This is a genomic window from Liquorilactobacillus uvarum DSM 19971 (assembly GCF_001434935.1).
Lineage (GTDB): Bacteria > Bacillota > Bacilli > Lactobacillales > Lactobacillaceae > Liquorilactobacillus > Liquorilactobacillus uvarum.
In genome coordinates this window covers 1-24,035 of sequence record NZ_AZEG01000009.1, presented here as the reverse complement: position 1 = coordinate 24,035, position 24,035 = coordinate 1, and the positions used below count along the sequence as shown (strand labels likewise).

Genomic DNA, 24,035 nt, shown 5'->3' with positions numbered 1-24,035 from the left:
AAGCACTCAACAAACTCCCTGAGCCTCACTACTTGCTCTTAATAGTAAATTACTACTCTGACAGACCTTAGTCACCGTACAAAAGCTATTCTTCTCCAAAAACTTTTTCGAGATAATTTCCTGCACTAACTTGAATTGTTTTGTCAAGAGTATTTACCTTATCAACTTTCAGCAATGATGTATAATCCTCCACCATTCGATGCCCTTCAAATGAAGCTTCAGCAAAAACTGTTATTCCAACCATTTTAGATTCGAATTCTTCAATCATGCTTCTCATTCCATTAACTGTGCCGCCACCTTTCATAAAGTCATCAACCACAAGGACGTTTGACCCTCGTTTCAAACTTCTTTTTGAAAGTTCCATTTTTTCAATTCGTTCACTTGAACCTGACACATAGTTAACCGAAACAGTCGATCCTTCTGTTATTTTTGAATCTCGTCGCAAAATAACAAATGGAACATTCAAATAACTGGAAACGCTTTGTGCAATAGGCACACCTTTCGTTGCTACAGTCATAACTGCATCGATTTGTTTGTCAAGATATTGGCGCGCAATTACACGACCAACCTGACGCAAAACCTCAGGCTTTCCCAATAAATCAGACAAATAAACATACCCGCCTGGCAGCAAACGATCTTTCTCAGAAAGCTTCTCTGTCATTGTCGCAATAAATGAGCGTGCTTCTTTTTCATCAATAGATGGTATGTATCGTGCACCTCCAGCAGCACCTGGAATCGTTTGGAGAATTCCAATTCCCCTTGCCTTGAATGTTCGCTTTATAATTGCTAAGTCTTCACTGATTGACGACTTAGCAGATTCATATCTTTTAGCAAAAAAGGTTAATGAAATCAGCGTATGGGGCCTTTCAAGTAAATAATTTGTCATATCAATCAACCGATCGCTTCTTCTAGTCTTCAAAAAAATTCCTCCATAAATATTTTTTTCTATAAAAAGCCTGTAGTAAGATAGTCTAAGCGTTATTATAAGCTATTTTACGTGATTTGAATAGTAATTTTATCATTATTATAAAAATAGTTCGTTTTTAAGCTAAAACAAAAGCATTTTTCACATTTTAATTAGAGAATTTTCATAAAAATCTAACATTCGACATTTAAAGACAATTAGTTCAAAAAAAGAGGAACAATAGAATAGTATTGTCCCCCCTTTTTAATTTTTTAAATTTTCCAATCTAGTTTATTTTATATTTCTAGCAGCAAGTCCCGCGGCTCTATCCATCTCAAACGATCTATGAAAAGATACTTTGAAACATAAGCTAATATGACTGGCAACACAACAAAAAGCACACATATTATAATGAAATTAGCAATAGTACCGGTCATTTGATGGTACGCTGTTAAGGGACCAATAAGTCCACTGAACCCAAACCCTGCGCTCATCGGAGTTCCTTTGATTTCAAAAATTGCCCCTATAAATCCCATGATCCCAGCATTAATTGCCAAAGGTATAAACAAACGCGGTTTCTGCAACATATTTCCCATTTGAATTTTAGGTGATCCAATAAAATGAGCTAATGTAGTTCCCAAGTGATTAACAGAACTTCCGTAAACGGCCAGCATAAAGCTTCCTGCAGTAATTCCTAAATTGGCGGTCCCTGAACTGATCCCAGCTAAGCCGATTGCAGTCGCAATTCCAACCGAACTTATTGGAGACACAATCAAAACTGCAAAACTAATTCCCATAAGTGTTCCCATAAGCAACGGCTGTAATGAAGTAACATGGGTAATCACTGCTCCAATCGAAGCTGCGATCATTCTGACGCTTGGAAGCAAGAGCAACCCGACGCCACCAGCTACAACAATTACTAGCAATGGTAACAACAGTATTGTATAATTTTTGAACTTATTGCCTAGCACCAACGCAAGACCCACGGCTAACGCAATCGTTACACCAGTATTAATGATGTCGCCCGTCCCTTGCAGTATAAACTGACCATTTTTCGAGCTCATAACACCAGATCCGATCATCGCAGCGATAGCCACTGCTGAAATTTGAATTGGGTTGAGCTTAAACTGCATTCCAACACAAAATGCAGCAATTGCGGGCAACAGACTCATTGCAAAACTCGTCATCATGATAATCTGTCCTGCAACTGGAAAGCTTCCTTGTATAGCTTGCATCAATTGTCCTACGAGGGCTGAAGGCAATAATGCCACTACCACACCCAAACTGATTCCGTTCAAGATATTCATAGTATATTGTCTACCGGTCACTTTTTCTTTCATTTACAAAACTCCATTCAGGATACTTGATGGACACAGTGTTCGCCTTTTAAAATAGTTAAAACATCATCTAAACTAATGTCGACCATGTTCTTAACAGCAATATTCGTATAAAAACCAATATGCGGAGTGACAATTACATTATCCATCTCACGCAATTTTATTAATTGCTTACTTGGTAGTTGTTTACCTTGCAGATCAAAATTAAAGAAATTCTCCTCACCAGTCAGTGTATCAAGTGCCGCACCTGCAATCTTTTTTTGTTCTAAAGCTTTAATAAGTGCATCTGTATCCACAACTGGTCCACGACACTCATTAACAAGAAATGCTGTTGGTTTCATAAGCGATAATGCCTTTTCATCAATCAATTTATAACTTGTCTCGTTTAAATCAACATGTAAACAAACAACATCTGCTTCAGCTAAGACTTCTTCCTTACTTTTGTATGTCACAATGTCCCTTAGATCCGTCCGCTCTTTTAAATCGTTGGCTATTACTTCTGCACCAAGTGCTTTAAATAAACGCGCTGTTGTTGCACCAATTCGTCCCGCTCCGATAATTCCAATCGTCAAAGAATGTACTTCCTTAGCCTGCAGACCAGCCCAGCGATAATCTTGTTTTTCAATTCTTTTGTCAAATATCTCAAGATTGCGAATTAATCTCATTGTATGTGTAAGCGCCAATTCAGCTACAGATCTTGGTGAATAAGCAGGAACATTCGTTACTTGCAGACCATTTTCATGTGCCGCATCAAGGTCAACCATATCAAATCCTGCAGTCCTTGTTGAAATCTGTTTTAAACCTGCCTTTTTTAAGATAGGATAAACACTTGCTTCAACCTTGCTTCTTTGTTGAATAACCAGCCCATCGTATCCCACAATTTTTACAGCCGTATTTTCATGCAAATCCCACTCAACCGTATCAACTTGAATGTTATTTCTTTGCGACCATTCTTTAATCGCTTTCTGTTCGTCATCACGTACACTTAACATTAGGATCTTCATTTCAGTAATCTCCCTTTATTCTTAACGTTGTTTATTAGTTTTGACATATTTTTTGATCCGTCCAACTGCCGTTTTGATGCTCTCAAGACTTGCTGCATAGCTGATGCGGATATATCCTTCCCCGCCAGGTCCAAAGCTGCTTCCACTAATAACGGCAACTTTTGCTTTAGAAGCTAGATCATAAATGAATTTTTTATCATCCTGAATCAACCCGTCAGGTATTTTGGCAAATAAGTAAAATGCACCTTCCGGTTTCGCACATTCAAAACCCATTTCTGTCATTTCAGCATACAGATAATCTCTTCGTTCTCGATATTTATCCCTCATTTTAGGCCCATCTTCAAAACCATTTTTGAAGGCTTCCGCAGCAGCTGCCTGTGTCATAGTTGACGTTGTTGTAACCGTGAATTGATGCACCTTGCTTAGTTCATTCGTTATTTCACGCGGTGCACACATCACTCCGATTCTCCATCCAGTCATCGCATGTGATTTGGAAACTCCATTGATTAAAATAGTTTGTTCTCTTAAACTTTTTGTCATCGATACATGTTTTTCTTCGTAAGTCAGTTCGCTATAAATCTCATCACATATCGTAAATATATTTTTTCCTCGGATAACATTAGCAAGTTCATCCAAATCATCTTGACGATATGCTACTCCCGTAGGGTTAGATGGATAATTAAGAACAACCGCCTTAACTGCACTTCCATGTTCATCCAATGCAGCTTTAAGCATTTCAGGAGACAATCTAAAATCGTTCTTGGATGTATCCACTAAAATGGGCGTTGCTTGATTCAATATAGTGATAGCTATATACAATGGAAAAATGGGCGTTGGAATAATAACTTTGTCACCTGGATTCAAAATCGAAGTTAAACTTGTATATATTGCCTCTGTTGCACCATTTGTAATAATAACTTCATCTTTTGGATCATAATTTTGTTCATATTTTTTGTTCAAAAAATCACTTGCTGCTTCACGTAATCTTATTGTTCCATTTGATGGCGCATAGTGAGTCTGATTATTATTTATACTTTCTATACCTGCTGCCTTAATATGTTCTGGTGTAGCAAAATCAGGTTCTCCCATCGTAAATTTAATAATGTCTGGAATTTGAGAAGCAAATTCGTCAAAAGCCCGAATGTCTGAGGGCTTTAAGAATTGCAATTCTTTTTTCATACTATCTGCCAATGAATTCACAAAAAAACTTCCTTTCTTTATTAAACAACAAAAGCCCAAGGACCATCAATAGTCCTTAGGCTTAAACTTTTACCATGCATAATTCAAAAGCCGCCAGACTATGATTACATCTGTGCGGCTTTGTTTGATTTCTAGTTAGCAAACAAACTTTCGTTCTCCTCACAGGCGCAAATACGTTTTGCATACGTGTTTGCACCTCATCCTCGGATAAACTACAAACACTTGTGAAAAAACCAAAAGTAATAAAAAGTATTCAATTGTTGTTCGAGTCTACTTTGCTTGTGCATAATTAAAAACTCCTTAAAATTGAATAAATACAATATAACTTATCATTTTTAAGCTGTCAACTGAAAAACTTGTAAATTATGTAAAAAAAATTCTGCTTTTTCATAGTTAATTGTTTTTTTTTTAGCTTTTATTCACTTTAAAATGAATAAAAAACCATTTTAGACATTTTTTAAGTATATTTAACAAATATTGTTGCATTTTATGAATATAAATGTTATTGTTTTATCAATCAAAAAAAGTATTTGGAGGTCATATAAATGGCAAACGAAAAAGTTGTATTAGCATATTCGGGTGGTTTGGATACTTCTGTTGCAATCGCGTGGTTAAAAAATAAGGGATACGATGTTATTGCATGTTGCATTGATGTAGGTGAAGGAAAAGATTTAGAAGCAATTAAGCAAAAGGGTTTTGATGTGGGCGCCGTTGAATCAATTACAATCGATGCTAAAGAAGAATTTGCGCAAGACTATGCATTAATTGCATTACAGGGACATACTTACTATGAGAACAAGTATCCACTGGTTTCTGCGTTATCACGTCCTCTGATCGTCTCAAAATTGGTTGGTGTTGCAAAGCAGTATGGAGCAACAGCCATTGCTCACGGATGTACTGGAAAAGGAAACGACCAAGTTCGTTTCGAAGTTGGCATCCACGCTTTAGCACCAGATATAAAGATTGAAGATCCAATCAGAGATTGGCATTGGTCTCGGGAAGAAGAGATTCAATATGCTCAAGACAACAATATTCCTGTTCCAATTAATAAAAAGAGTCCCTATTCAATTGATGAAAATCTCTGGGGTAGAGCTAATGAATGTGGCATTTTAGAAGATCCTTGGGAGAGTGCCCCAGAAGATGCATATGATCGGACTATAGCTATTGAGGATACACCGGACGAACCTGAAACAATTGAAATTACTTTTGAAAAAGGTGTACCAACATTTTTGAATGGTGAATATTATTCCTTAGCTGAGTTGATTATGACACTTGACAAGATTGCCGGAAAACATGGAATTGGCAGAATTGACCACATTGAAAATCGGTTAGTTGGAATTAAATCACGTGAAGTTTACGAATGTCCTGCTGCTACAGTTTTAATCAAAGCCCATAAGGATTTGGAAGACTTGACCAGTGAACGCGATTTAGCTCATTTCAAACCAGTTATTGAACAAAAATTGAGTGAAATCATCTATAATGGCTTATGGTTCTCGCCATTAATGCCAGCTTTAATTTCATTTTTGAAAGAATCACAAAAAGATGTTAACGGTGTAGTTAGAATTAAACTATTTAAGGGAAATGCTATCTGCGAAGGACGGAAATCAACAAATTCACTATATGACAAAAACCTTGCTACTTACACATCTGCTGATGAATTTGATCAAGAGGCTGCTGCTGGATTCATCAAATTATGGGGACTTCCCTCACAAGTTTATGCACAAGTTCAAGCCCAAAATAAAAAAACTGCAAAAAAAAATACCACAAGTGATGGTGTTAAGCAATGAGTACCAAAAAATTATGGGGTGGGCGTTTTACAACTGAAAGTGCTGAGTGGATAGATGCTTTTGGTGCATCGATTTCATTTGATCAATTAATGGCACATGAAGATTTAGAAGGTTCTTTGGCACATGTTAAGATGCTTAAACATACAAAGATTTTAAATGCGACAGATGCTGATCAAATTGTTGCCGGTTTGCAAGAATTGCAGCTAGAATTAAACACGGGAAAATTGACTTTCTCCGTAGAAAATGAAGATATTCATATGAATATCGAAAGTATCTTAACAAAAAAAATTGGTCCTGTCGCTGGCAAACTGCATACTGCACGAAGCCGTAACGATCAAGTAGCAACAGATTTACATTTGTATCTCAAACATCGTCTTCCTGAAATAATAGGCGTCTTGATTCAATTGCAAAAAGTAATTATAGAAAAAGCAGAAGAAAATGTTTATACGATAATGCCTGGATATACTCACCTTCAGCATGCACAGCCAATTTCCTATGGTCATTACTTGATGGCTTATTATCAAATGTTTAAACGCGATATTGAACGTTTTTCGTTCAATCAGCAACATACTGATTTAAGCCCCTTAGGAGCAGCTGCGCTTGCGGGAACAACTTTTCCGATTAATCGTCAATTTACTGCTGATGAGCTGAAGTTTAAAGATATTTATGCCAACTCGCTTGATGCCGTTTCAGATCGTGACTTTGTTCTTGAATTTCTTAGTAACGCTTCGATTTTAATGATGCACTTGTCGCGTTTTTGTGAGGAGATTATCTTATGGTGCTCATATGAATTCAATTACATCGAACTGAGTGACGAGTATTCAACAGGCAGTTCAATTATGCCACAAAAAAAGAATCCTGATATGGCCGAATTAATTCGCGGTAAAAGTGGTCGTGTTTTTGGACATCTTTTAGGCTTGTTGACAACTCTAAAGGGATTGCCTTTAGCCTATAATAAAGACTTGCAAGAAGACAAAGAAGGATTGTTTGATACAATCAAAACAATCGTTCCTAGTCTAAAAATTTTTACAGGTATGCTTTCTTCGCTAAAAGTTAACGAAGAAAAGATGGCACACGCCACTGAACATGATTTCTCCAATGCGACAGAATTGGCAGATTATCTAGCAAATAAAGGTATTCCGTTCAGAGAAGCTCACGCAATCGTTGGTAAACTTGTCCTTAAGGGAACACAGAATGGCTTTAATCTGCAAGACATTCCTTTGGAAGAATTCAAAAAAATATCTCCTCTCATAGGCCAAGATGTTTATGAAGACTTGAAATCTAAAACTGCTGTTGAAAGACGTCATTCAGCCGGCAGCACTGGTTTTGATGAAGTCAATAAGCAGATAAAAAACGCAAAAAAAGAACTGGATTTCTAATAACAGCCATCCTCCGAATACACTAAAAATTCAGAAGCAAAAACAAGGAACTGTATCAAAAGATATCTTTTGATACAGTTCCTTGTTTTAACTTTATAATTTATCTGCAGAACCATGAACGCTAAGTTGTTCAACATTAGAGTGAGCTTATTTTGCATCTATTTCAAAGTTTATCACTCTTTACTATGTTATGTTTCATCGTTACTTTATATCCAAAAACTGCATACTGAACTTTCCCCACAAAAAAGATGAAAGCCACAATTTTGCTTGATTTTTCAAATATATTCTCTCAGATAATTGCTTTTTGAAACTAATCAGCTTCTCTTTCACAAATCATCTATGCTCAAAGGACTTTTCCAAGCTGCATGGATGAACTATATACACTTCATTGCAAAAGCCTTTGAGACTATTGTAAACATGTTGTGCCCGCGAATACTTAGCACAAACCCCAAAAACTGTCGGCCCACTACCGCTCATTTGAGCTGCTTGGACACCGAAATCATACATCTTCTGTTTAATTTTATTTATCTCCGAAATTTCTTTTACGGTTATTGGTTCAAGTGCGTTTCCCATCCATTTACAAATTTCTGCTAAATTTCCCTTTTTAATGCCCGCTACCACATTATCAACATTTGGATGTTCTATTTTTTCATATGATATTTTTTTTAAAATAGATGGTGTAGAAACACTCTCATGCGGTTTAGCAACCACCAACCAAAAAGGTGGCAATTCATCCAACGGAGTAATTAGTTCACCCTTTCCTTCCACCAGTGCAGTTTTGCTGTAAACACAGAAAGGAACATCTGAATCTATTTTCAAACCTATTTTGGCTAATTCACACAAGGAAAGTTTTAAATTCCAAACCTGGTTCAAGCCACGCAAAACTGCAGCAGCATCCGAAGATCCTCCGCCAAGCCCAGCGGCAACAGGTATATTCTTCTTAATATTGATATGCACACCCTCAGAAATATTAAACAAGCATTGTAATTCTTTAGCCGCCTTATAAGCCAAATTACGATGATCACTCGGGAGAAATCCAGTATCAGTTTCTATTGAAATACCTGTTAAAGCACTGCTGGTTTCAATATGCACATAGTCAGATAAATCGATTGAAGTCATCACCATACGCCACTCTGGGCTTCCATCAAGATGGCGAAATGGAGTGTCTAAACACAGATTGATCTTGGCGGGGGCTTTTTCTAAAATATCCATCCGGTCACCTACTCAAACGTTTTAATATCATTATACTTAAAAACGTCATTACTTGAAAAGAAAAACTCAAACATTTTTTTGACAAACAAAAAAAGCCACGCATCATTAACCAGCTAGGCTTCAATAAAAACCGACAAACAATAAGTTTTTACGTTCAATGATAACACTGAACTTTAACTTTTCTCAAAATCAAGTTCGATGTTTTTAGTGAGCACATCCGTATAACTATATGAAACACGTTCAAATGCATTTTCATCCTGATTTAAATCAACCACGAACACAGCTGGAAATGTTTCGCGTAAGATTCCATGTCGCCTAATAGTCTTCTTACGTCCAGCTTGCGCGACGACCGTTAAATTCTTCCCCACGTAATCATCAAGTTTTTCTTTAATGGTAGCTAATGTTATTGGCATGGATTTCACCCCTCTGTGAAACTATCATAACATTGTTTCACAAAAAAAGCAATTATACCACACTAAGCCACTATAATTCAATTAAAAAATAATTATTTTTCAATGATTTTAAGTTCGATAATTTTATTAGCCAATTGAACAAACTCGTCAATTGAGAGGTTTTCTGCTCTTGTTTTGGGAGAGACATCAAGTTCCAAAAGCATCTGCTGCAATTTTTCCTTATTTACTTTCTTTTTGCCTAAAAAGGATTGCAGATTATTCCAAATCGTCTTTCGTCGATGCTGAAAACATCCTTTAACTACTTTGAAAAAGAATTGTTCATCTTTAGGCAATGCAAGTATTTCTTTGGGACTTAAAATAACGATCGCAGAATCAACCTTAGGTTGTGGGACAAAAACTGTTTTAGGTACAATAAAAGCGACTTTAACATTCATCTGATACTGTACCCGAATCGACAACGAACCATAGGCTTTCGTACCTGAATGTGCGCCAAGACGTTCGGCAACTTCCTTTTGCATCATAACAACAATTGAATCGAAAGAAAGCCCTGTTTCAAGAAGATGAATAATAATAGGACTCGTAATGTAATATGGTAAATTAGCCACAACTTTCACATGATGCTGTCCATCAAAATGTTTTGACAGTAACTGCTTCAAGTCAGCCTTAAGTACATCCTGTTTAACCACTTGAATATTATCATATGGTTCTAAAGTCTCGGCCAAAACTGGGATTAAACGGTCATCAAGCTCCAAAGCTAAAACGTTATGCGCTCTTTTAGCAATTTGTTCAGTCAGTGCACCAATTCCCGGCCCAATTTCGAGCACATCGTCATTTTCATCAACCCCTGCGGCATCAACAATTTTCTTTAAAATATTAACATCTGTTAAAAAGTTCTGCCCTAAACTTTTTTTAAAGTTCAGGCCATATGTCTCCATGATTGCCCTTGTTCTAACTGGTGATGCAATATCTGGTCTATCATTATTTGTCACTTCTGTTCTCCCCCATTCTTCTGATTTGCAACATAGCCTCCTCTAATTGCTTAGGTGTTATTTGAAATAAATTTAATCTGTTATACAGTTGTTTGCCGTTGGTATAACCTATTTTTAAAATCTCACCTAAAAGAGCACGTTTCTTTTTAGCTTCCGGTCCCGATGTCAGTCCCAACATCATCAAATCTTCACGTGAAATCAGGGGCTCCCCGTCTGTTATTTCAGTATACAAATGTGCAAGTGCCTCGCGAATCACATCAAGAGACGCATGCTCGACACCTAAGCTGCCTTTAGTGTGCGGTACAGCATCTTTTTTATTTAAAAAAGCATGCTTCACACCTGGAACTTCACGTGTAATGATGTTACGGATTTTTTCACCCGAAAAATCAGGGTCAGTGAAGACAATAACACCTCTTGTCTCTTGTAGTTGAGCTATCTGTTCAAGTGTTTCATCACTAATAGCAGAACCCCTTGTCTCCAATGTATCCGCATTAACAGCTAATTTTATTCTCTTGGTATCATCCTTGCCTTCAACAACAATTACTTCTTTAATTTTATTCATATTACTTGATCCTTAATATTTTTTTTGTGTTTTGATAGGAAATAGCAGCCAACTTTTCATTAGTTATGCCTCTAATTTGAGCCAAATATTCAAGTGTATAACGAGTATATCCAGGTTCATTTTTCTTACCTCTGTAAGGCGTTGGTGTGAGATAAGGTGCATCCGTTTCTACTAATACCCGTTCAAGCGGTGTAGCCATAAATGCCTCTCGCACATCGGCAGCGTTTTTAAAAGTAATCACACCGCTATAAGATAACGACATACCTAACTGCAAAAATTTTTGTGCCCAAAAAGCATTCCCATTAAAACTATGCATAATACCACCCACTTGCTTAATACCCGACTCTCTTAGGATTGTATAAACGTCCTTGAAAGCATCCCGGTTATGGACACTAATAGGCAGGTCCAACTCTTTAGCGAGATTAATTTGAGATCTAAATACTTCTTTTTGTATCTCACGCGGTGTGTCACAATGATAATCCAATCCAATTTCACCTAAAGCACGCATTTGAGGATGGTGCAATTTTCCCCTTAAATATTCTATCAGGTTATCGTTATAGTGAGCTGCATCTTCTGGATGGCAGCCCACTGCCCCGTAAATAATTCCCTTGTACTGCTCCATCAAAGAGAACAAACAATCTGTACTTGGTTTATCATAGCCTATAACGAGCATCTTAACCACATCCAACGCCTGTGCTCTTTGAAGTACTTCAGCAACTTCTCCTTTAAACTGAGGAGCATTGATATGTGTGTGTGAGTCAAAAATTTTCATTTTATTTCCTCCATAGGCCAAAAATATCAGCCTAAATACAAAACTATCATTTCAAAGCACAGTTAAGCCAGAGGGGCCGTGACAAAACGGAAATTTTGTCATGGCCCCTTGAGTTTATCTCGAATTTTTAACGTTAATGTATTCTCAAAAACATTTTTCGTACCCTAAATGCAAAGTGCTTATCGGCAAAACAAAACATAAGCAACTTGCTGTTCAGCATACTCAAGGATTCCCAGCATGGGCCGCACTGACTAACTGATTAAAGAACCATTTGGAATAAAGTTATCAACAGTTATTAGTTTGACCTTATCTCCATATTCAGCAGATAAAAGCATTCCTTGGCTGAGTTCCCCACGCATCTTGCGCGGCTGCAAGTTAGCAACGATAATGACCTTTTTACCAACAAGGGTTTCTGGTTCAGGATACCATTCAGCAATTCCCGACAAAATTTGTCTATCCCCTTTATCTCCAGCATCTAAACGGAATTTCAATAATTTATCAGCACCTTTGACATGCTCAACTTGTAAAACTTCGGCAACTTTCAACTCAACCTTTTCAAACTTGTCAAATCGGATTTCTTTTTTAGTTAAATTCAATGATGCCGAATTACTTTGCTTGGCTTCAGCGAGCGCCTTACGGCCCTTTACCTTATCATTTTTTGTCATTTTAGATTTAATATATTCAACTTCTTCTTCAACATCCAACCGTGGAAAAATTGGTTTTGCTTTAGCAATAACTTGAACATCTTCTGGAAAATCATTAAATTCCACTTTTTCAATGTTCATATTGTCAGCAGACAGACCTAACTGCTTGAAAATTTCCTTAGGTGCATGCGTCATAACAGGCTGCAATAAAATTGCAATCACACGCAAACTAGCTGCTAAATGGGCCAGAACACTATCCAATTCAGCTTTCTTTTCTGCATCTTTTGCCAAGATCCAAGGCTCAGTCTGGTCGATATACTTGTTTGTCCGGCTAACAAATTGCCAAATAGCGTCCAAAGCATTTGAAAAGTGAACCGAGTCCATTTCTTTTTTATAAACTTCTACTATTTCTGCTGCTTTTGTTTCCAATTCTGCATCAAACTCTAAGTGGTTTTTGTTCTCGCCCAACGAGGGAACAACGCCACCATTATATTTATTGATCATAGCAACCGTTCTATTTAAAAGATTGCCCAAATCATTTGCCAAATCATAATTGATACGTTCAACAAAATCTTCTGGCGTAAAGACACCATCATTTCCAAATGGAACAACGCGCATCAAATAATATCTCAATGCATCAAGGCCATAACGTTCAACCAACATCTCCGGATAAACAACATTCCCCTTTGACTTAGACATTTTACCGTCTTTCATCAGAAGCCAGCCATGCCCAATGACATGCTTAGGAAGCGGCAAATCAAGTGCCATCAATATGATTGGCCAATAAATCGTATGGAAACGTACAATTTCTTTTCCAACCATTTGAATATCAGCCGGCCAATACTTCTTAAACAAATCTTCATTTTTAGTTCCATAACCCAAGGCTGTGATATAGTTACACAAAGCATCGATCCATACGTAAACCACATGTTTAGGATTACTTGGTACCTTGACCCCCCAATTAAAAGTTGTACGTGTAATAGCCAAATCTTCAAGACCAGGTTTTATAAAATTATTAAGCATTTCATGTTTGCGTGAACTCGGAACAATAAAATCAGGATGCTCATCATAGTATTTTACGAGTTTGTCGGCATACTTGCTCATTTTAAAGAAATAGCACTCTTCTTTAACCAATTCAACTTCATGACCAGAGGGTGCTTTCCCACCAGTAATGTTTCCCTGTTCATCACGATAAACTTCAGCTAACTGCGATTCAGTAAAGTATTCCTCGTCAGAAACAGAATACCAGCCTTCATATTCACCAAGATAGATATCTCCTTTGTCTAGCAGTGCCTGAAAGATTTTTTGAATAGCCTTTTCATGATAATCATCCGTTGTCCGAATGAATTTATCATTCGAAATTTCTAAAAGTTTCCAAAGTTTTTTAATACCTGCCGCCATTTTATCTACATAGGCCTTAGGCGTCGTACCTAATTCTTCAGCTTTTTGTTCAATTTTGAGCCCATGCTCATCGGTACCCGTGAGGAAAAAAACATCAAAATTTTGTAATCTTTTATAACGTGCCATAACATCGCAAGCAATTGTCGTGTAAGAATTTCCAATATGTAATTTCCCAGACGGATAATAAATCGGAGTAGTTATATAAAATGTCTTTTTTTCACCCATTAGATTAATCCCCTTCAACCCAACTATAATTTTTGGTTCTTTAATATCTATATTTTTTCTGTACTTTAAGTCATTTTTATTTTTTGTTAGTTACTGTAAGTATATCATATTTTCAAGCATTGATTTGTGTAAAAAGCTAATAGTCCAAGTTCTTTTAGGTATCATCTAAATGCACTCTTAAGTCCATTTAGCTCTTCAAATATTTAAATTTGAAAATACCAGCGCTGCATCTTCAAGAATCATTTTCCCATCAGGCGGAAGAGCAATCTTTTCGCGATTAATCGCTACTATTTTTGCTTTGGAGGAACGGTATTGAATTAAGCCAGCAAATGGATAAACAAGCAATGAAGTTCCACAAATAATAATCAGATCAGCTCCTGCTAGTATATTAATTGCTTTTTGAAGCAGTTTTTGATCAATTGCTTCTTCATACAAAACAATATCTGGTCTGAGTATTCCACCACACTTTTGATGGATCATGCTCTTCAGATAGTCGCGATAATTTACACTTTCCCCACATCTTTGACAATACACATGGTATAGATTTCCATGGAATTCCAGCACATCATCGCTTCCAGCACTTGCATGCAATCCATCAACATTTTGTGTAATTACTTTCGCATGGTAGATGTGCGAAGCAGCAGCTATTTTCTTATGAATAACGTTTGGTTGAGCTTCTGGATAGTACATCTGTTTCATTACAAAGTTATAAAAAGTTGACGGTTCACTCCTTAAACAGGTTTTGCTTAATAGATATTCTGGATTTGACGTTTGTGCATACAAACCTCTCTTAGATCGATAATCGGGTATTCCAGAGGGGGTCGAGACACCGGCACCCGTTAGGAAAACAATATTACGCGCATTATCCAGCATTCTTTGTAAATCTATCATTAACTATCCTCCTAACAACGGTTCAACGTGTTAAATAAGGTATTGCAAGCTCATCCATAAATTCCCCAATTGGCATCGCATAGATACGTTTAAACTCATCTTCCGTTTTTTTACTTCGAGGTGTCGGTAAAACGAAAGTGTTTTGCTGATCAGCTTTTGAAATGCCGATATACGCAGTTGTGTCTTGTAGATTTTCATGTAATTCAGAATGAAAAATAGAAAATAACTGCCGCACTTCCAATCGTTTCTGCCTTTTACTCAGAACAACCGTCAAGGTCACAAAATTCTGTAGATTCATCTGCGACATTTTCCATTGCTCTAATTGCTGATCAAACAAACGAAATACTTTGACAACTGCCCTTCTTATTTCAAAGGCTGAGCTAATATTCTTCACTGTTAATGCCTTATAAATTCTTTGGGCGGCGGTAAATGTTCGTGGATATAATTTCTCTAATTTAGGTAAGATATGCCCCTCTTCATCCCTGAAAAAGACTAATGTATCCAATAGTGTCAATGTCCTTAAAACCATCCATTCATCAGTATGATCTGAAGGCTCTGGTTTTAGTGTTGCCAAGACTCCTTTAAAATATAGTTCTTTAACCTTTTCATTGATTAATCCGCGCTCTTTTTGTTGCCGATACACAATAAAATGCAAAACTGTATCATAAAGTTCCATTCCAGTTGCCATTATTTTATTGTCCAATTCTTCACTACCAGTTGTAATATTAAACGAGATTTGTGGAGCACCCTTGAACAGCAATAGCAAATGCAGTAACTCATGTGAAACTGTATAATTTGCTTCTGTTACATCGTTTACTTCTATTACCATTTTGCCATCGTGCAAATACTGTTGCGCTTGATCATGTCTTAAAAAACCAGCTTTTTTATCGTGATACTTAATCTTTAACTCATCAGGATAAATCTCTTTTAATTCAGCAATTACTTTTTTTGCTGCTTCATTTAATTCAATTTCTCTCATGTTGTTTATTCCTCCTAATTTCTTTTATTGCCGCTTTAGCAGCTGCTAAATTTTTCCCTTTGGTCTTACTCATCATACTTAAAACTTGTTGAATTTCATCAGCCTTAGCCCCAGCAGCTATTGCCAGTGATTTTGTTTGCAGTCTCATATGCCCCTTTTGAATTCCTTCTGAAACTAGAGCATACAATGCAGCCAAATTCTGTCCTAAGCCTACACAAGCAATTATCCTTTCTAGTTCTTCAGCACTTTTTACATTTAAAATTTTTTGATTGACTTTGACTAGCGGTAAAATTCCGATAGACCCTCCGACACTTCCCACTGGCAAAGGTAGTTCAATCCGCCCCTTCAACTGACCGCCGACTATTGTCCATTGACTGAGGCCTCGATACAGACCATCACGAGCGGCAAAAGCATGTGCTCCGCTTTCAATTGCACGCCAATCATTTCCAGTTGCCAGAACAACTGCATCAATACCATTCATAATACCCTTATTATGTGTCGCCGCACGATAAGGATCAAGTTGAGCAACTCGACTCGCCTGGACTATTTTATGGCCTATTTCTTCACCTGTAAAATTTTCTTTTTTCAAATTTGAAAGTGGCATACTACATTCAGCAACTGCTAGACATTCAGTAGCATAATTAGACAAAATACTCATTAAAACAGTTTGACTAAATTCTTTTCGCACATAATCCGCTACTGCTTCCAACATTGTATTGAGCATATTCGCTCCCATTGCTTCTTGTACATCTACAGCTAAATCAATAGACATCAAATCATCTGCCAATTTTCTACATCGAATCCATCTTGCCCCGCCACCACGTTTAATCAGTGAATAATGAGCTTCATTGGCTATCCTAAGAAGTGACGCCTGCTCGTGATCAATTTTTTCTCTCAATTCTTGAAAATCTTGAAAATCTTCAAGAATTATTTGCCCCAACATTAATCGCTGTTTGATTTTTGTCTTAAAGCCACCAGCTTTTTTAATTAAACCAGCCCCATGACTGCTGGCAGCGATCACCGATGGTTCTTCCGTTACCATAGGAACAATATAATCTCGTCCATCGATTAAGTAATGGAAGCTTACTCCCTCTGGAATTGAATAGTTAGCTATAAAATTTTCAATCATTGAATTTCCTAGTTCAGTTGCATCTGTTGTCCTTTTCAAACACTTGATTTGTTCATTCGTCAGTATTTTTCTATCCTGTAAAACATCCCAACGCTCCTGTAACGTTTTACGATAAAATTTTTTCAAGCCTTTCATTTGCTCTCTCCTCTAAGAATACATTAGGGTGTAATTATCTGTCCTTCATTATATAATAATATTAGAATCATTAAAGTATAAAAGGGAGGTAGGCACCATTAATGAATGCGTGCTGATTATGCGTAAAAAATATAGATACTTTATTATAGCTGCGGTTTCCATTATTTTAGGTCTAACATTTGCCACAAAACTTATTTTTAATTCTGAACCAGCCCAAAAAAGTGTTTTACTTGTCGGTGTCGTTTCCCAAAATAAACCTTATAGTTGGCATAATCAAAAAAAACAGTTAATTGGTTTTGACATCGAACTTGCCAAAAAAATTGCTAAAAAAAATAATATGCAAGCCAGATTCATTACTGGTTCTCGTAAACGATTATACAGTAAGTTCGAACATGGAAAAATTCAGCTACTCTTTTTAAATCAGAGCCCTGCTGCATTAAAAAAAGATTCTTATTACAAGACCGATACTTATTTATACCAACCGAATGTGCTGATCACTTTATCAGATCACAAAATAAGTGACTTGGACAATTTGGTAAATTACCGAATCGCACTTTCGAATCATTTAAACGTACCTCCAACACTGCAGGGAAAACATATAAAATTCTCCCGCTATTCACAGTCACAGAAAATGTTGCATGCAGTTCTTGAAAAAAAAGTTAGAGCTGCAGTCATGAGTGATTATGCTTATTCAGCTGCTCTACAAAAAGAGCCACTTCTCTCAGCTGAGCTATCTAAAAACGCCCCTTTCCCGCCAATTGTCTCACAGAAAATATTTGGAATCACATCAACCAACAAAACACTACTCTACAAAATAAACACCAGTCTAAAGACACTTGAAGAAGATGGTACACTTGCTAAGCTTTCACAAAAGTTTTTTAATCAAGATTGGTCAAAACAGTAACCGGTCTTCTTAATGATATAGGCGAGATAATAATAGTTTAAACAGCTTCTTATTCAAGAAAAATCTCAGCAAACGATGTAAATTTTGGCTAAAACAATTCATATATAATTGAAGGAGCTGTAACAAAAAGCAAAATTTTGTCACAGCTCCTTTAATTTAAACCATAATTAGCACATCAATATGTTCTAATGGATTTTTTTCTAATCCCAAATTACTCTTAATAAAAAAATCAATTCTGTTGCTTAAGAAAAGTGTGCATAAAACCTTCACGAGCGCCACTTTCAGAAAAAACAACATTGGAACTCTGCAAAACTTGAAGCAACATGACAATAGGTGTCATTCCACCTAAGATAATATCTGCGCGATTCTGTTCCATTCCACTAATAGTCTTCCGTTCTCGTCTATTTTTTCCTAATAAGTCAGTGTAGACATCTGTAAAATCCTTTCGCGGAATTTTGAAACCATGAATTTGTTCAAGGTTGCTTTGATGCAACCTTCTTTTCTGGATACGAGCAACAGTTCGATTGCAACCACCTAGTAGTACAATTGGAACGCCATGAGCTTGTTTTAACCATTCCAACTTCTGATACTGTTCCTGAACAAAATTTTGAAATTTAAAAAGTTGTTGCGCATTCATTACTTTTTCAGCCCCAAAACGCTCAGTCAAACTGATTGCTCCATAAGGAATACATGTCAAATGTTGTGCTTTTCTATCTCTAACTAAGATTATTTCACAACTTCCGCCACCCATATCCACTATAAGACAGTCTTTGAGTGGCAGAGAATTAACGACACCAAGATAATCATAATAAGCCTCATCCTGACCTGAAAGAATTTTGACATCAACACCCGTCAATGCTTTTACAGACTGCAAGAAAAAGGCACTATTTTCAGCTTCTCTAACAGCTGCTGTTGCAATTGCACACACTTTGCTATGAGGATAGTTCTGGTATACTTTAATAAAATACCTGACCGCATTCAAAGTGCGTTCAACTGCTTTCGGTTCAAGCATTTTTTTTGTACTATTCTGTTGTCCCATACCTTCGGCCAAACGAGTTGTTTCTTTGATCCGTTTTATCTCTTTAAAATTTCCATCAGCGGAAATGCGATTAATCGCTAAACGTGCTGAGTTCGACCCAAAGTCAAGAATAACCAAATTTTCCAACGTACTTCCCTCCAAACTTCTCCTCAAATCTTACTTTGCCACACGCAGTTTATCTAGTCAAAATAATTTACCCCTATTGCGTTTCGAACTTCTTCCAATGTTTTCTCAGCCACTTCGTTTGCTTTCTCACTGCCCCTTTTTAAAATGTCATATACAGCAGGTATGTCTTGGGCAAATTCTGCTCTTCTTTTTCGAATCGGCGCAAATTCATTTTCTAAAACCTCATTCAAGTAACGCTTGATTTTAACATCCCCTAATCCGCCTTCTTGATAATGCTGTTTTAATTCGGCAATTTTAGGTTTGTCAGTTCCAAAAATATCAAGATAGGTGAAGACCATGTTTCCTTTAATTTTCCCCGGATCTTCAACATGAATGTGTCCAGGATCGGTATACATTGACATAACTTTCTTACGTAAGGTGTCAGCGTCATCTGATAAATAAATGCAATTCCCTAGTGATTTACTCATCTTAGCATTTCCATCTAACCCTGGCAGACGACCTTCCCCTTTAGGAGGGAATATACCTTCGGGTTCAATCAAGATGTCCTTTCCATAGATCGTGTTGAAACTCCTGACTATTTCACGTGCTTGTTCAATCATTGGTTCTTGATCATCACCAACTGGAACAAGGTTCGCCTTAAATGCTGTAATATCAGCAGTCTGGCTAACTGGATAAACGAAAAAGCCTGCTGGTATAGAACGTTCAAAGTTTTTTTGCTGAATTTCAGCCTTAACAGTAGGATTTCTTTCAAGACGTGAAACTGTGACTAGATTCAAGTAATAACTTGTTAGTTCTGTCAGGGCTGGAATTTGTGACTGAACAAAAATCGTTGACTTTTCTGGATCTATTCCAACAGCCAAATAATCTAAAGCCACTTGAATCAATGAATTGCGTATTTTTTCGGGATCACGTGCATTATCTGTCAGTGCCTGCTGATCCGCAATCATGATATAAGGATCATATTCACCTGTATTCTGTAGTGCAACTCGATTTTTTAGTGAACCAACATAATGTCCGATATGCAGTTTTCCAGTTGGACGATCACCTGTTAAAATAACTTTTTTCATAATTTTCCTCCATTAATTATAAATATAAAAAAAGACCCATTGCCACCTAGCAATAGGACGATTTTTTCACCGCGGTACCACCTAAATTGCAGGATAATCCTGCCACTTGAGCTCTTATTCAATTATACTTATTTCTTCTATGCAGTTCCAATTCATCAGATTTTTGTGTCTTTCAGCTAACAACACATCTCTTGAGGTAATCTGACTACTCAATCTGCGTGTTTCAATAACACCATTGTACCCAACAAAAATCCTAAAGTCAAAATCAGGAGATACTGTAATCAAACAACGTTTCTCAAATAATTGTCGTAAGATACAGAGTGTGTTAGTATTACTTCCTATGAAAATAAAATCAGGAGGGCTTAAGTATGGATAAAGAACGTCTGCAAGAACAAAGACGAGTTGATAATGTTGTAGCTAAAATCAAAAAATCCTTTAAGAAAAAAGAGCAAGAATATTTAAAAGCCCATCAAGAAACATCTTCAGTTGAAAAAAATTACGTTCAAAATGCAAAAATAAACACTTTTGAAATTGATGATCGCATTGAAACAAATGCTGAAGTTCAGCAGCAAAAACAATTGGTTGCTAAAAATGTTGAAACAGAAACTATCCTTAAAGGGCAGTTAACCACATTGAATGATCTTGAAAAATCACCCTATTTTGGAAGGGTAGATATTCTTGATGAAGATGAACAGACACCAGAAACACTTTACATTGGCATTTCTTCCTTTGTTGACGAGAAGCAAAATTTTTTGATTTACGATTGGCGCGCACCCATATCAAGTATTTTTTATAACGGTACTTTAGGCAAAGTCAGTTATGATGCTCCAAGTGGCAAACAAGAAACCGACCTGCTCAAAAAACGCCAATTTTTAATTCAAAATGCACAAATAAAAAATATGTTTGATACTAATGAAACAGTTGGTGACAACATTCTACAAGAAATACTTGGTAGTGCCAGTGATGAATATATGAAAAATATTGTTGCCACCATTCAACAGGAACAGAATATTATCATTCGTGATACACAAAGCGATTTGCTCCTTGTTCAAGGAGTAGCTGGCAGTGGAAAAACTTCGGCTATTCTTCAACGCATTGCTTTTTTGCTATATCATAGCAGAAGTGAACTAAACGCCGACCAATTTGTGCTCTTTTCACCTAACCTTCTTTTCAGTCATTATATTTCTGAAGTTTTGCCAAGTTTAGGCGAGCGCAACATGCGACAAGTTACCTTAGCTGAATTCTTTTCACAGCGTTTTGAAGGTTTGAATGTCGAAACATTATTTGATAGTTATGAAAAAAGACTATTTCCATCTAAAGAAGAGCATAAATATAAACAAGAAAAAGAAACTGCTTCATTTATGGAAAAAATAAAAAATTATATCCATGATTTAAAAACTGATGACTTTCAGTTTACTGATATCATGCTAGATGACCAAGTTATTTTCGATAAAGAATTAATAAGAGCAACCTACGCTTCTCTCCCAGATGCTATGTCCCCCTCACAACGTTTTTTTGAAACAAAAAACCTGCTTATAAAAAAGTTGAAATTGTTAATTGCCAAAGAAACGCGAAAAAAATGGGTTCTAGAGAGAATTGATAGTCTTAACGATGAAGAGTATTTCACATTAATTTCTGATTACAAACGTTCCCGCTTCGGGGAAGTGGCTGAAGAGGAAAACTATTTAGCCCTCAAAATAGTAAAAGATAGATTTAGGACAGTCTATGATGCAATTTATAATAATTATTTTCTTGATGTTTACCGTCAGTACTCTGCTTTTCTAATGAAAAATTTGCGTGGATCTGAAATTTCATTCAATGCGGAACTTGAAATTCACCGTCTTTCCTTAGCTGACTGTGCCCCGTTACTTTATCTAAGAGATCTATTGACTGGAGGTGGACAAAATCAAAAAATTCACCATTTATTTATTGATGAAATCCAAGACTATTCATTAGCACAATTGAAATATCTTAAATTTGCTTTTCCACAGGCTAAGCTCACATTACTAGGCGATAGTGAACAAGCACTCTTTTCAGATATTCAAGAACCTGCAGAGTTCTTGAGCAATCTGAAAAAAACACTTAACGTCAAAAAGGCTCGCATCATCCAATTAAATAAAAGTTATCGTTCAACAAGTAGTATCACGAATTTTATTAAGGCGATGCTTCCTGATGGTAATAAAATTCAGGCCTTTACCCGTCCAGGCAAAGTTCCGAAAGTCTTACTGGCCAATGACTACTCAGATGCAATCAAAAAAATCAATACACAAATAGCTCAACTCCTTAACTCAAATTCCACAATCGCTATTATTACTAATAGTATGGAAGAATGCAAACAGATCTATCGTAAGATTCATTCAATTCGTCCCGTAACTCTCATTGATAATACTGCTAGAGCTGTACCTCAAGGTGTTTTGATATTACCTATTTATCTGGCAAAAGGTCTTGAATTTGATGCTGTGATTGCTTATGATATATCAGCTCATAATTATCAAAATGAGCATTCACTTGGTACTCTATACACGATTTGCTCACGTGCTATGCATGAACTCGTTCTACTAAGCATTGGTGATGTATCCCCTTTGATTCAAAAAGTTCCTACTAAGCTTTTCTCAGTTGAGCACCAAGTAATTTTACCGTATAAAAACTAAAAAGGCTTATCATCCAGAGCAATTTTTTTTGAATTGTTATTGATTTTAAAACTACGATATAATATACTATCTAAGGTAACAATTCAATGCCACTTTAGCTCAGCAGGTAGAGCACCACCATGGTAAGGTGGGGGTCACCGGTTCAAATCCGGTAAGTGGCTTATTATCTTAGCAGTACAAAAATAAATTTTTAAGCGAAAATCTCTTCTAACTACGCGTATTAACCCAATAACAGTTTCTTTAAAATAAGCGACATATCAAATTTATTGATATGTCGCTTATTTTTATAGTTTTTATTTATTCAAAGACATTTTGAAACATCATATAAAAATCGCATCTTTCATTTTAAGTTAAATCCTAATCAAAAAAACAAATCATTTTTTTAAATAATTTTTTAGGATATTTTTTAACTTTTATAACGTACTTCCCTTTTTTTTATACCAAAACCGGTATATTAATTAATGGAAACAAAAACTAAACTAGGTGGAGGATTAAAAAATGAAAAACGTATCAACCGACCAAGATAACTCATTGATTAGCGCTATTAAGGCTAAAAATGAAAGCGTTTCTTTTAAAGAGCTTTTTGATAAATATCGTCCTTTAGTCAATAAGGCTGCCAAACGTTACCATTTTAGATTTCAAGAAAATGAAGATCTAATCCAAGAAGCTCGGATAGTTTGCTATCAAGCCGCACTAGCCTATGACAGTTCGACTAATGTTTCATTTGGGAAATTTTTTCAGCGAAGTTTGCTTAACCGTTACTGCAGTCTATTACGCAAGGAAAGTGCCAAAAAGAGAATGAGTGACAGGTACGCTGAATCTTTTGATAAACTTTTAGAAACACAAGGTGATTTTGTTTCTAAATCAGATCTGCCTTATCCCAATTCATTAGCAATAATTTTGTCGAAAGAAATAATCCTGTCCATGTCAGAAAGTATGTCCGAAATGGAGTACTCTATTTTCAATTTACTTGTTTTTGAACATTACACACCTGAACATATTTGTTCAGACCTGAATTTGTCCCGTACCCGGGTTCATCGTGCAATGTCCCGCAGCAGAGCAAAACTCGCTGCACGATTTGGTGATATGTAAGTTGTTCTTAAAAACATCAGAAAAAAGAAGCCTACTTCTAATTTAAGCAATAAACTGTTGACTTATTTCAAACAAAAGTTTAGTGCCAAATTCACTAAAAAAGAATCTATTACCAATTAACAGTAATAGATTCTTTTATTTTGCACGGCAACGACCTACCCTCGCAGGGGGCGATCCCCCAACTACTATCGGC

General features: G+C 36.4%; 20 protein-coding genes and 1 tRNA gene. 6 read left to right on the top strand and 15 right to left on the bottom strand.

What is annotated here, in order from left to right; all coding sequences use genetic code 11:
- Positions 1–85 precede the first annotated feature (85 nt).
- The 4 genes from purR to FD20_RS05910 form a co-directional block, all read right to left on the bottom strand.
- Positions 86–919, bottom strand: coding sequence for a pur operon repressor (gene purR / locus FD20_RS05925; protein ID WP_057736691.1), 834 nt, complete (start codon positions 917–919; stop codon positions 86–88).
- 281 nt (positions 920–1,200) lie between these two features.
- Positions 1,201–2,244: a PTS sugar transporter subunit IIC gene (locus FD20_RS05920; RefSeq protein WP_057736689.1), complete on the bottom strand. Its 1,044-nt coding sequence runs from the start codon at positions 2,242–2,244 to the stop codon at positions 1,201–1,203.
- A 14-nt stretch (positions 2,245–2,258) separates the two neighbouring features.
- Positions 2,259–3,245 (bottom strand): D-2-hydroxyacid dehydrogenase, encoded by a 987-nt coding sequence (locus FD20_RS05915; RefSeq protein ID WP_057736687.1) that lies wholly within the window; start codon positions 3,243–3,245, stop codon positions 2,259–2,261.
- A 21-nt stretch (positions 3,246–3,266) separates the two neighbouring features.
- Positions 3,267–4,445 carry an aminotransferase class I/II-fold pyridoxal phosphate-dependent enzyme gene (locus tag FD20_RS05910; protein WP_057736685.1) on the bottom strand — a complete coding sequence of 393 codons (1,179 nt, stop codon included), beginning with the start codon at positions 4,443–4,445 and terminating at the stop codon, positions 3,267–3,269.
- 545 nt (positions 4,446–4,990) lie between these two features.
- Here FD20_RS05910 and FD20_RS05905 point away from each other — a divergent pair.
- Positions 4,991–6,232, top strand: coding sequence for an argininosuccinate synthase (locus FD20_RS05905; protein WP_057736683.1), 1,242 nt, complete (start codon positions 4,991–4,993; stop codon positions 6,230–6,232).
- Positions 6,229–7,611: an argininosuccinate lyase gene (gene argH, locus FD20_RS05900; RefSeq protein WP_057736681.1), complete on the top strand. Its 1,383-nt coding sequence runs from the start codon at positions 6,229–6,231 to the stop codon at positions 7,609–7,611. Before FD20_RS05905 ends, argH begins: the two co-directional genes overlap by 4 nt.
- Before the next feature lie 333 nt (positions 7,612–7,944).
- On the opposite strand, the gene ispE is transcribed toward argH, so the two are convergent.
- From ispE to FD20_RS05855, 9 genes are all read right to left on the bottom strand, one after another.
- Positions 7,945–8,823 (bottom strand): 4-(cytidine 5'-diphospho)-2-C-methyl-D-erythritol kinase, encoded by an 879-nt coding sequence (gene ispE / locus FD20_RS05895; RefSeq protein WP_057736679.1) that lies wholly within the window; start codon positions 8,821–8,823, stop codon positions 7,945–7,947.
- Positions 8,824–8,996: 173 nt separating this feature from the next.
- Complete coding sequence (locus FD20_RS05890; RefSeq protein ID WP_057736677.1) at positions 8,997–9,236, bottom strand: Veg family protein; 240 nt, start codon at positions 9,234–9,236, stop codon at positions 8,997–8,999.
- Between the two features lie 92 nt (positions 9,237–9,328).
- On the bottom strand, positions 9,329–10,171 hold the full coding sequence (rsmA, locus tag FD20_RS05885; protein ID WP_057736805.1) for a 16S rRNA (adenine(1518)-N(6)/adenine(1519)-N(6))-dimethyltransferase RsmA: 843 nt from the start codon (positions 10,169–10,171) through the stop codon (positions 9,329–9,331).
- 43 nt (positions 10,172–10,214) lie between these two features.
- The gene (rnmV, locus tag FD20_RS05880) at positions 10,215–10,787 is read right to left on the bottom strand and encodes a ribonuclease M5 (protein ID WP_057736675.1); all 573 of its coding nucleotides are present in this window, start codon (positions 10,785–10,787) and stop codon (positions 10,215–10,217) included.
- Position 10,788: 1 nt separating this feature from the next.
- A complete protein-coding gene (locus FD20_RS05875; protein WP_057736673.1) occupies positions 10,789–11,559 on the bottom strand; it encodes a TatD family hydrolase in 771 nt (256 codons plus the stop codon).
- Positions 11,560–11,810: 251 nt separating this feature from the next.
- On the bottom strand, positions 11,811–13,829 hold the full coding sequence (metG, locus tag FD20_RS05870; protein WP_057736671.1) for a methionine--tRNA ligase: 2,019 nt from the start codon (positions 13,827–13,829) through the stop codon (positions 11,811–11,813).
- 195 nt (positions 13,830–14,024) lie between these two features.
- The gene (locus FD20_RS05865; protein WP_057736669.1) at positions 14,025–14,720 is read right to left on the bottom strand and encodes an NAD-dependent protein deacylase; all 696 of its coding nucleotides are present in this window, start codon (positions 14,718–14,720) and stop codon (positions 14,025–14,027) included.
- A gap of 22 nt (positions 14,721–14,742) precedes the next feature.
- Positions 14,743–15,699, bottom strand: a complete 957-nt coding sequence (locus tag FD20_RS05860; RefSeq protein WP_057736667.1) for a hypothetical protein — start codon at positions 15,697–15,699, stop codon at positions 14,743–14,745.
- Positions 15,686–16,963, bottom strand: a complete 1,278-nt coding sequence (locus tag FD20_RS05855; protein ID WP_057736665.1) for a hydroxymethylglutaryl-CoA reductase, degradative — start codon at positions 16,961–16,963, stop codon at positions 15,686–15,688. The genes FD20_RS05860 and FD20_RS05855 overlap by 14 nt, the downstream gene beginning before the upstream one ends.
- A gap of 118 nt (positions 16,964–17,081) precedes the next feature.
- Here FD20_RS05855 and FD20_RS05850 point away from each other — a divergent pair, with 118 nt between their 5' ends.
- Positions 17,082–17,867 carry a substrate-binding periplasmic protein gene (locus FD20_RS05850; protein ID WP_057736663.1) on the top strand — a complete coding sequence of 262 codons (786 nt, stop codon included), beginning with the start codon at positions 17,082–17,084 and terminating at the stop codon, positions 17,865–17,867.
- A gap of 229 nt (positions 17,868–18,096) precedes the next feature.
- Here the strand turns inward: FD20_RS05850 and FD20_RS05845 are convergent, their stop codons facing one another.
- Together FD20_RS05845 and trpS are read right to left on the bottom strand one after the other, a co-directional pair.
- On the bottom strand, positions 18,097–19,032 hold the full coding sequence (locus FD20_RS05845) for a Ppx/GppA phosphatase family protein (RefSeq protein ID WP_057736661.1): 936 nt from the start codon (positions 19,030–19,032) through the stop codon (positions 18,097–18,099).
- Positions 19,033–19,085: 53 nt separating this feature from the next.
- Complete coding sequence (trpS, locus tag FD20_RS05840) at positions 19,086–20,102, bottom strand: tryptophan--tRNA ligase (RefSeq protein WP_157060862.1); 1,017 nt, start codon at positions 20,100–20,102, stop codon at positions 19,086–19,088.
- Positions 20,103–20,467: 365 nt separating this feature from the next.
- Between trpS and helD the strand changes: the two genes are divergently transcribed.
- The 3 genes from helD (at position 20,468) to FD20_RS05825 (ending at position 23,842) form a co-directional block, all read left to right on the top strand.
- On the top strand, positions 20,468–22,750 hold the full coding sequence (helD, locus tag FD20_RS05835) for an RNA polymerase recycling motor HelD (RefSeq protein ID WP_057736657.1): 2,283 nt from the start codon (positions 20,468–20,470) through the stop codon (positions 22,748–22,750).
- A gap of 88 nt (positions 22,751–22,838) precedes the next feature.
- Positions 22,839–22,911 (top strand) — tRNA-Thr (locus FD20_RS05830).
- A 337-nt stretch (positions 22,912–23,248) separates the two neighbouring features.
- On the top strand, positions 23,249–23,842 hold the full coding sequence (locus FD20_RS05825) for a sigma-70 family RNA polymerase sigma factor (protein ID WP_057736655.1): 594 nt from the start codon (positions 23,249–23,251) through the stop codon (positions 23,840–23,842).
- Positions 23,843–24,035 lie beyond the last annotated feature (193 nt).

Excerpts from the sequence above, each read along its gene's own strand:
- FD20_RS05825 (WP_057736655.1), top strand. The coding sequence starts at position 23,249 with ATGAAAAACGTATCAACCGACCAAGATAACTCATTGATTAGCGCTATT.
- metG (WP_057736671.1), bottom strand. The coding sequence starts at position 13,829 with ATGGGTGAAAAAAAGACATTTTATATAACTACTCCGATTTATTATCCG.
- FD20_RS05850 (WP_057736663.1), top strand. The coding sequence starts at position 17,082 with ATGCGTAAAAAATATAGATACTTTATTATAGCTGCGGTTTCCATTATT.
- argH (WP_057736681.1), top strand. The coding sequence starts at position 6,229 with ATGAGTACCAAAAAATTATGGGGTGGGCGTTTTACAACTGAAAGTGCT.
- FD20_RS05905 (WP_057736683.1), top strand. The coding sequence starts at position 4,991 with ATGGCAAACGAAAAAGTTGTATTAGCATATTCGGGTGGTTTGGATACT.
- FD20_RS05865 (WP_057736669.1), bottom strand. The coding sequence starts at position 14,720 with ATGATAGATTTACAAAGAATGCTGGATAATGCGCGTAATATTGTTTTC.
- ispE (WP_057736679.1), bottom strand. The coding sequence starts at position 8,823 with ATGGATATTTTAGAAAAAGCCCCCGCCAAGATCAATCTGTGTTTAGAC.
- FD20_RS05875 (WP_057736673.1), bottom strand. The coding sequence starts at position 11,559 with ATGAAAATTTTTGACTCACACACACATATCAATGCTCCTCAGTTTAAA.
- FD20_RS05860 (WP_057736667.1), bottom strand. The coding sequence starts at position 15,699 with ATGAGAGAAATTGAATTAAATGAAGCAGCAAAAAAAGTAATTGCTGAA.
- FD20_RS05915 (WP_057736687.1), bottom strand. The coding sequence starts at position 3,245 with ATGAAGATCCTAATGTTAAGTGTACGTGATGACGAACAGAAAGCGATT.
- rsmA (WP_057736805.1), bottom strand. The coding sequence starts at position 10,171 with ATGGAGACATATGGCCTGAACTTTAAAAAAAGTTTAGGGCAGAACTTT.
- FD20_RS05890 (WP_057736677.1), bottom strand. The coding sequence starts at position 9,236 with ATGCCAATAACATTAGCTACCATTAAAGAAAAACTTGATGATTACGTG.
- FD20_RS05855 (WP_057736665.1), bottom strand. The coding sequence starts at position 16,963 with ATGAAAGGCTTGAAAAAATTTTATCGTAAAACGTTACAGGAGCGTTGG.
- helD (WP_057736657.1), top strand. The coding sequence starts at position 20,468 with ATGGATAAAGAACGTCTGCAAGAACAAAGACGAGTTGATAATGTTGTA.
- FD20_RS05920 (WP_057736689.1), bottom strand. The coding sequence starts at position 2,244 with ATGAAAGAAAAAGTGACCGGTAGACAATATACTATGAATATCTTGAAC.
- rnmV (WP_057736675.1), bottom strand. The coding sequence starts at position 10,787 with ATGAATAAAATTAAAGAAGTAATTGTTGTTGAAGGCAAGGATGATACC.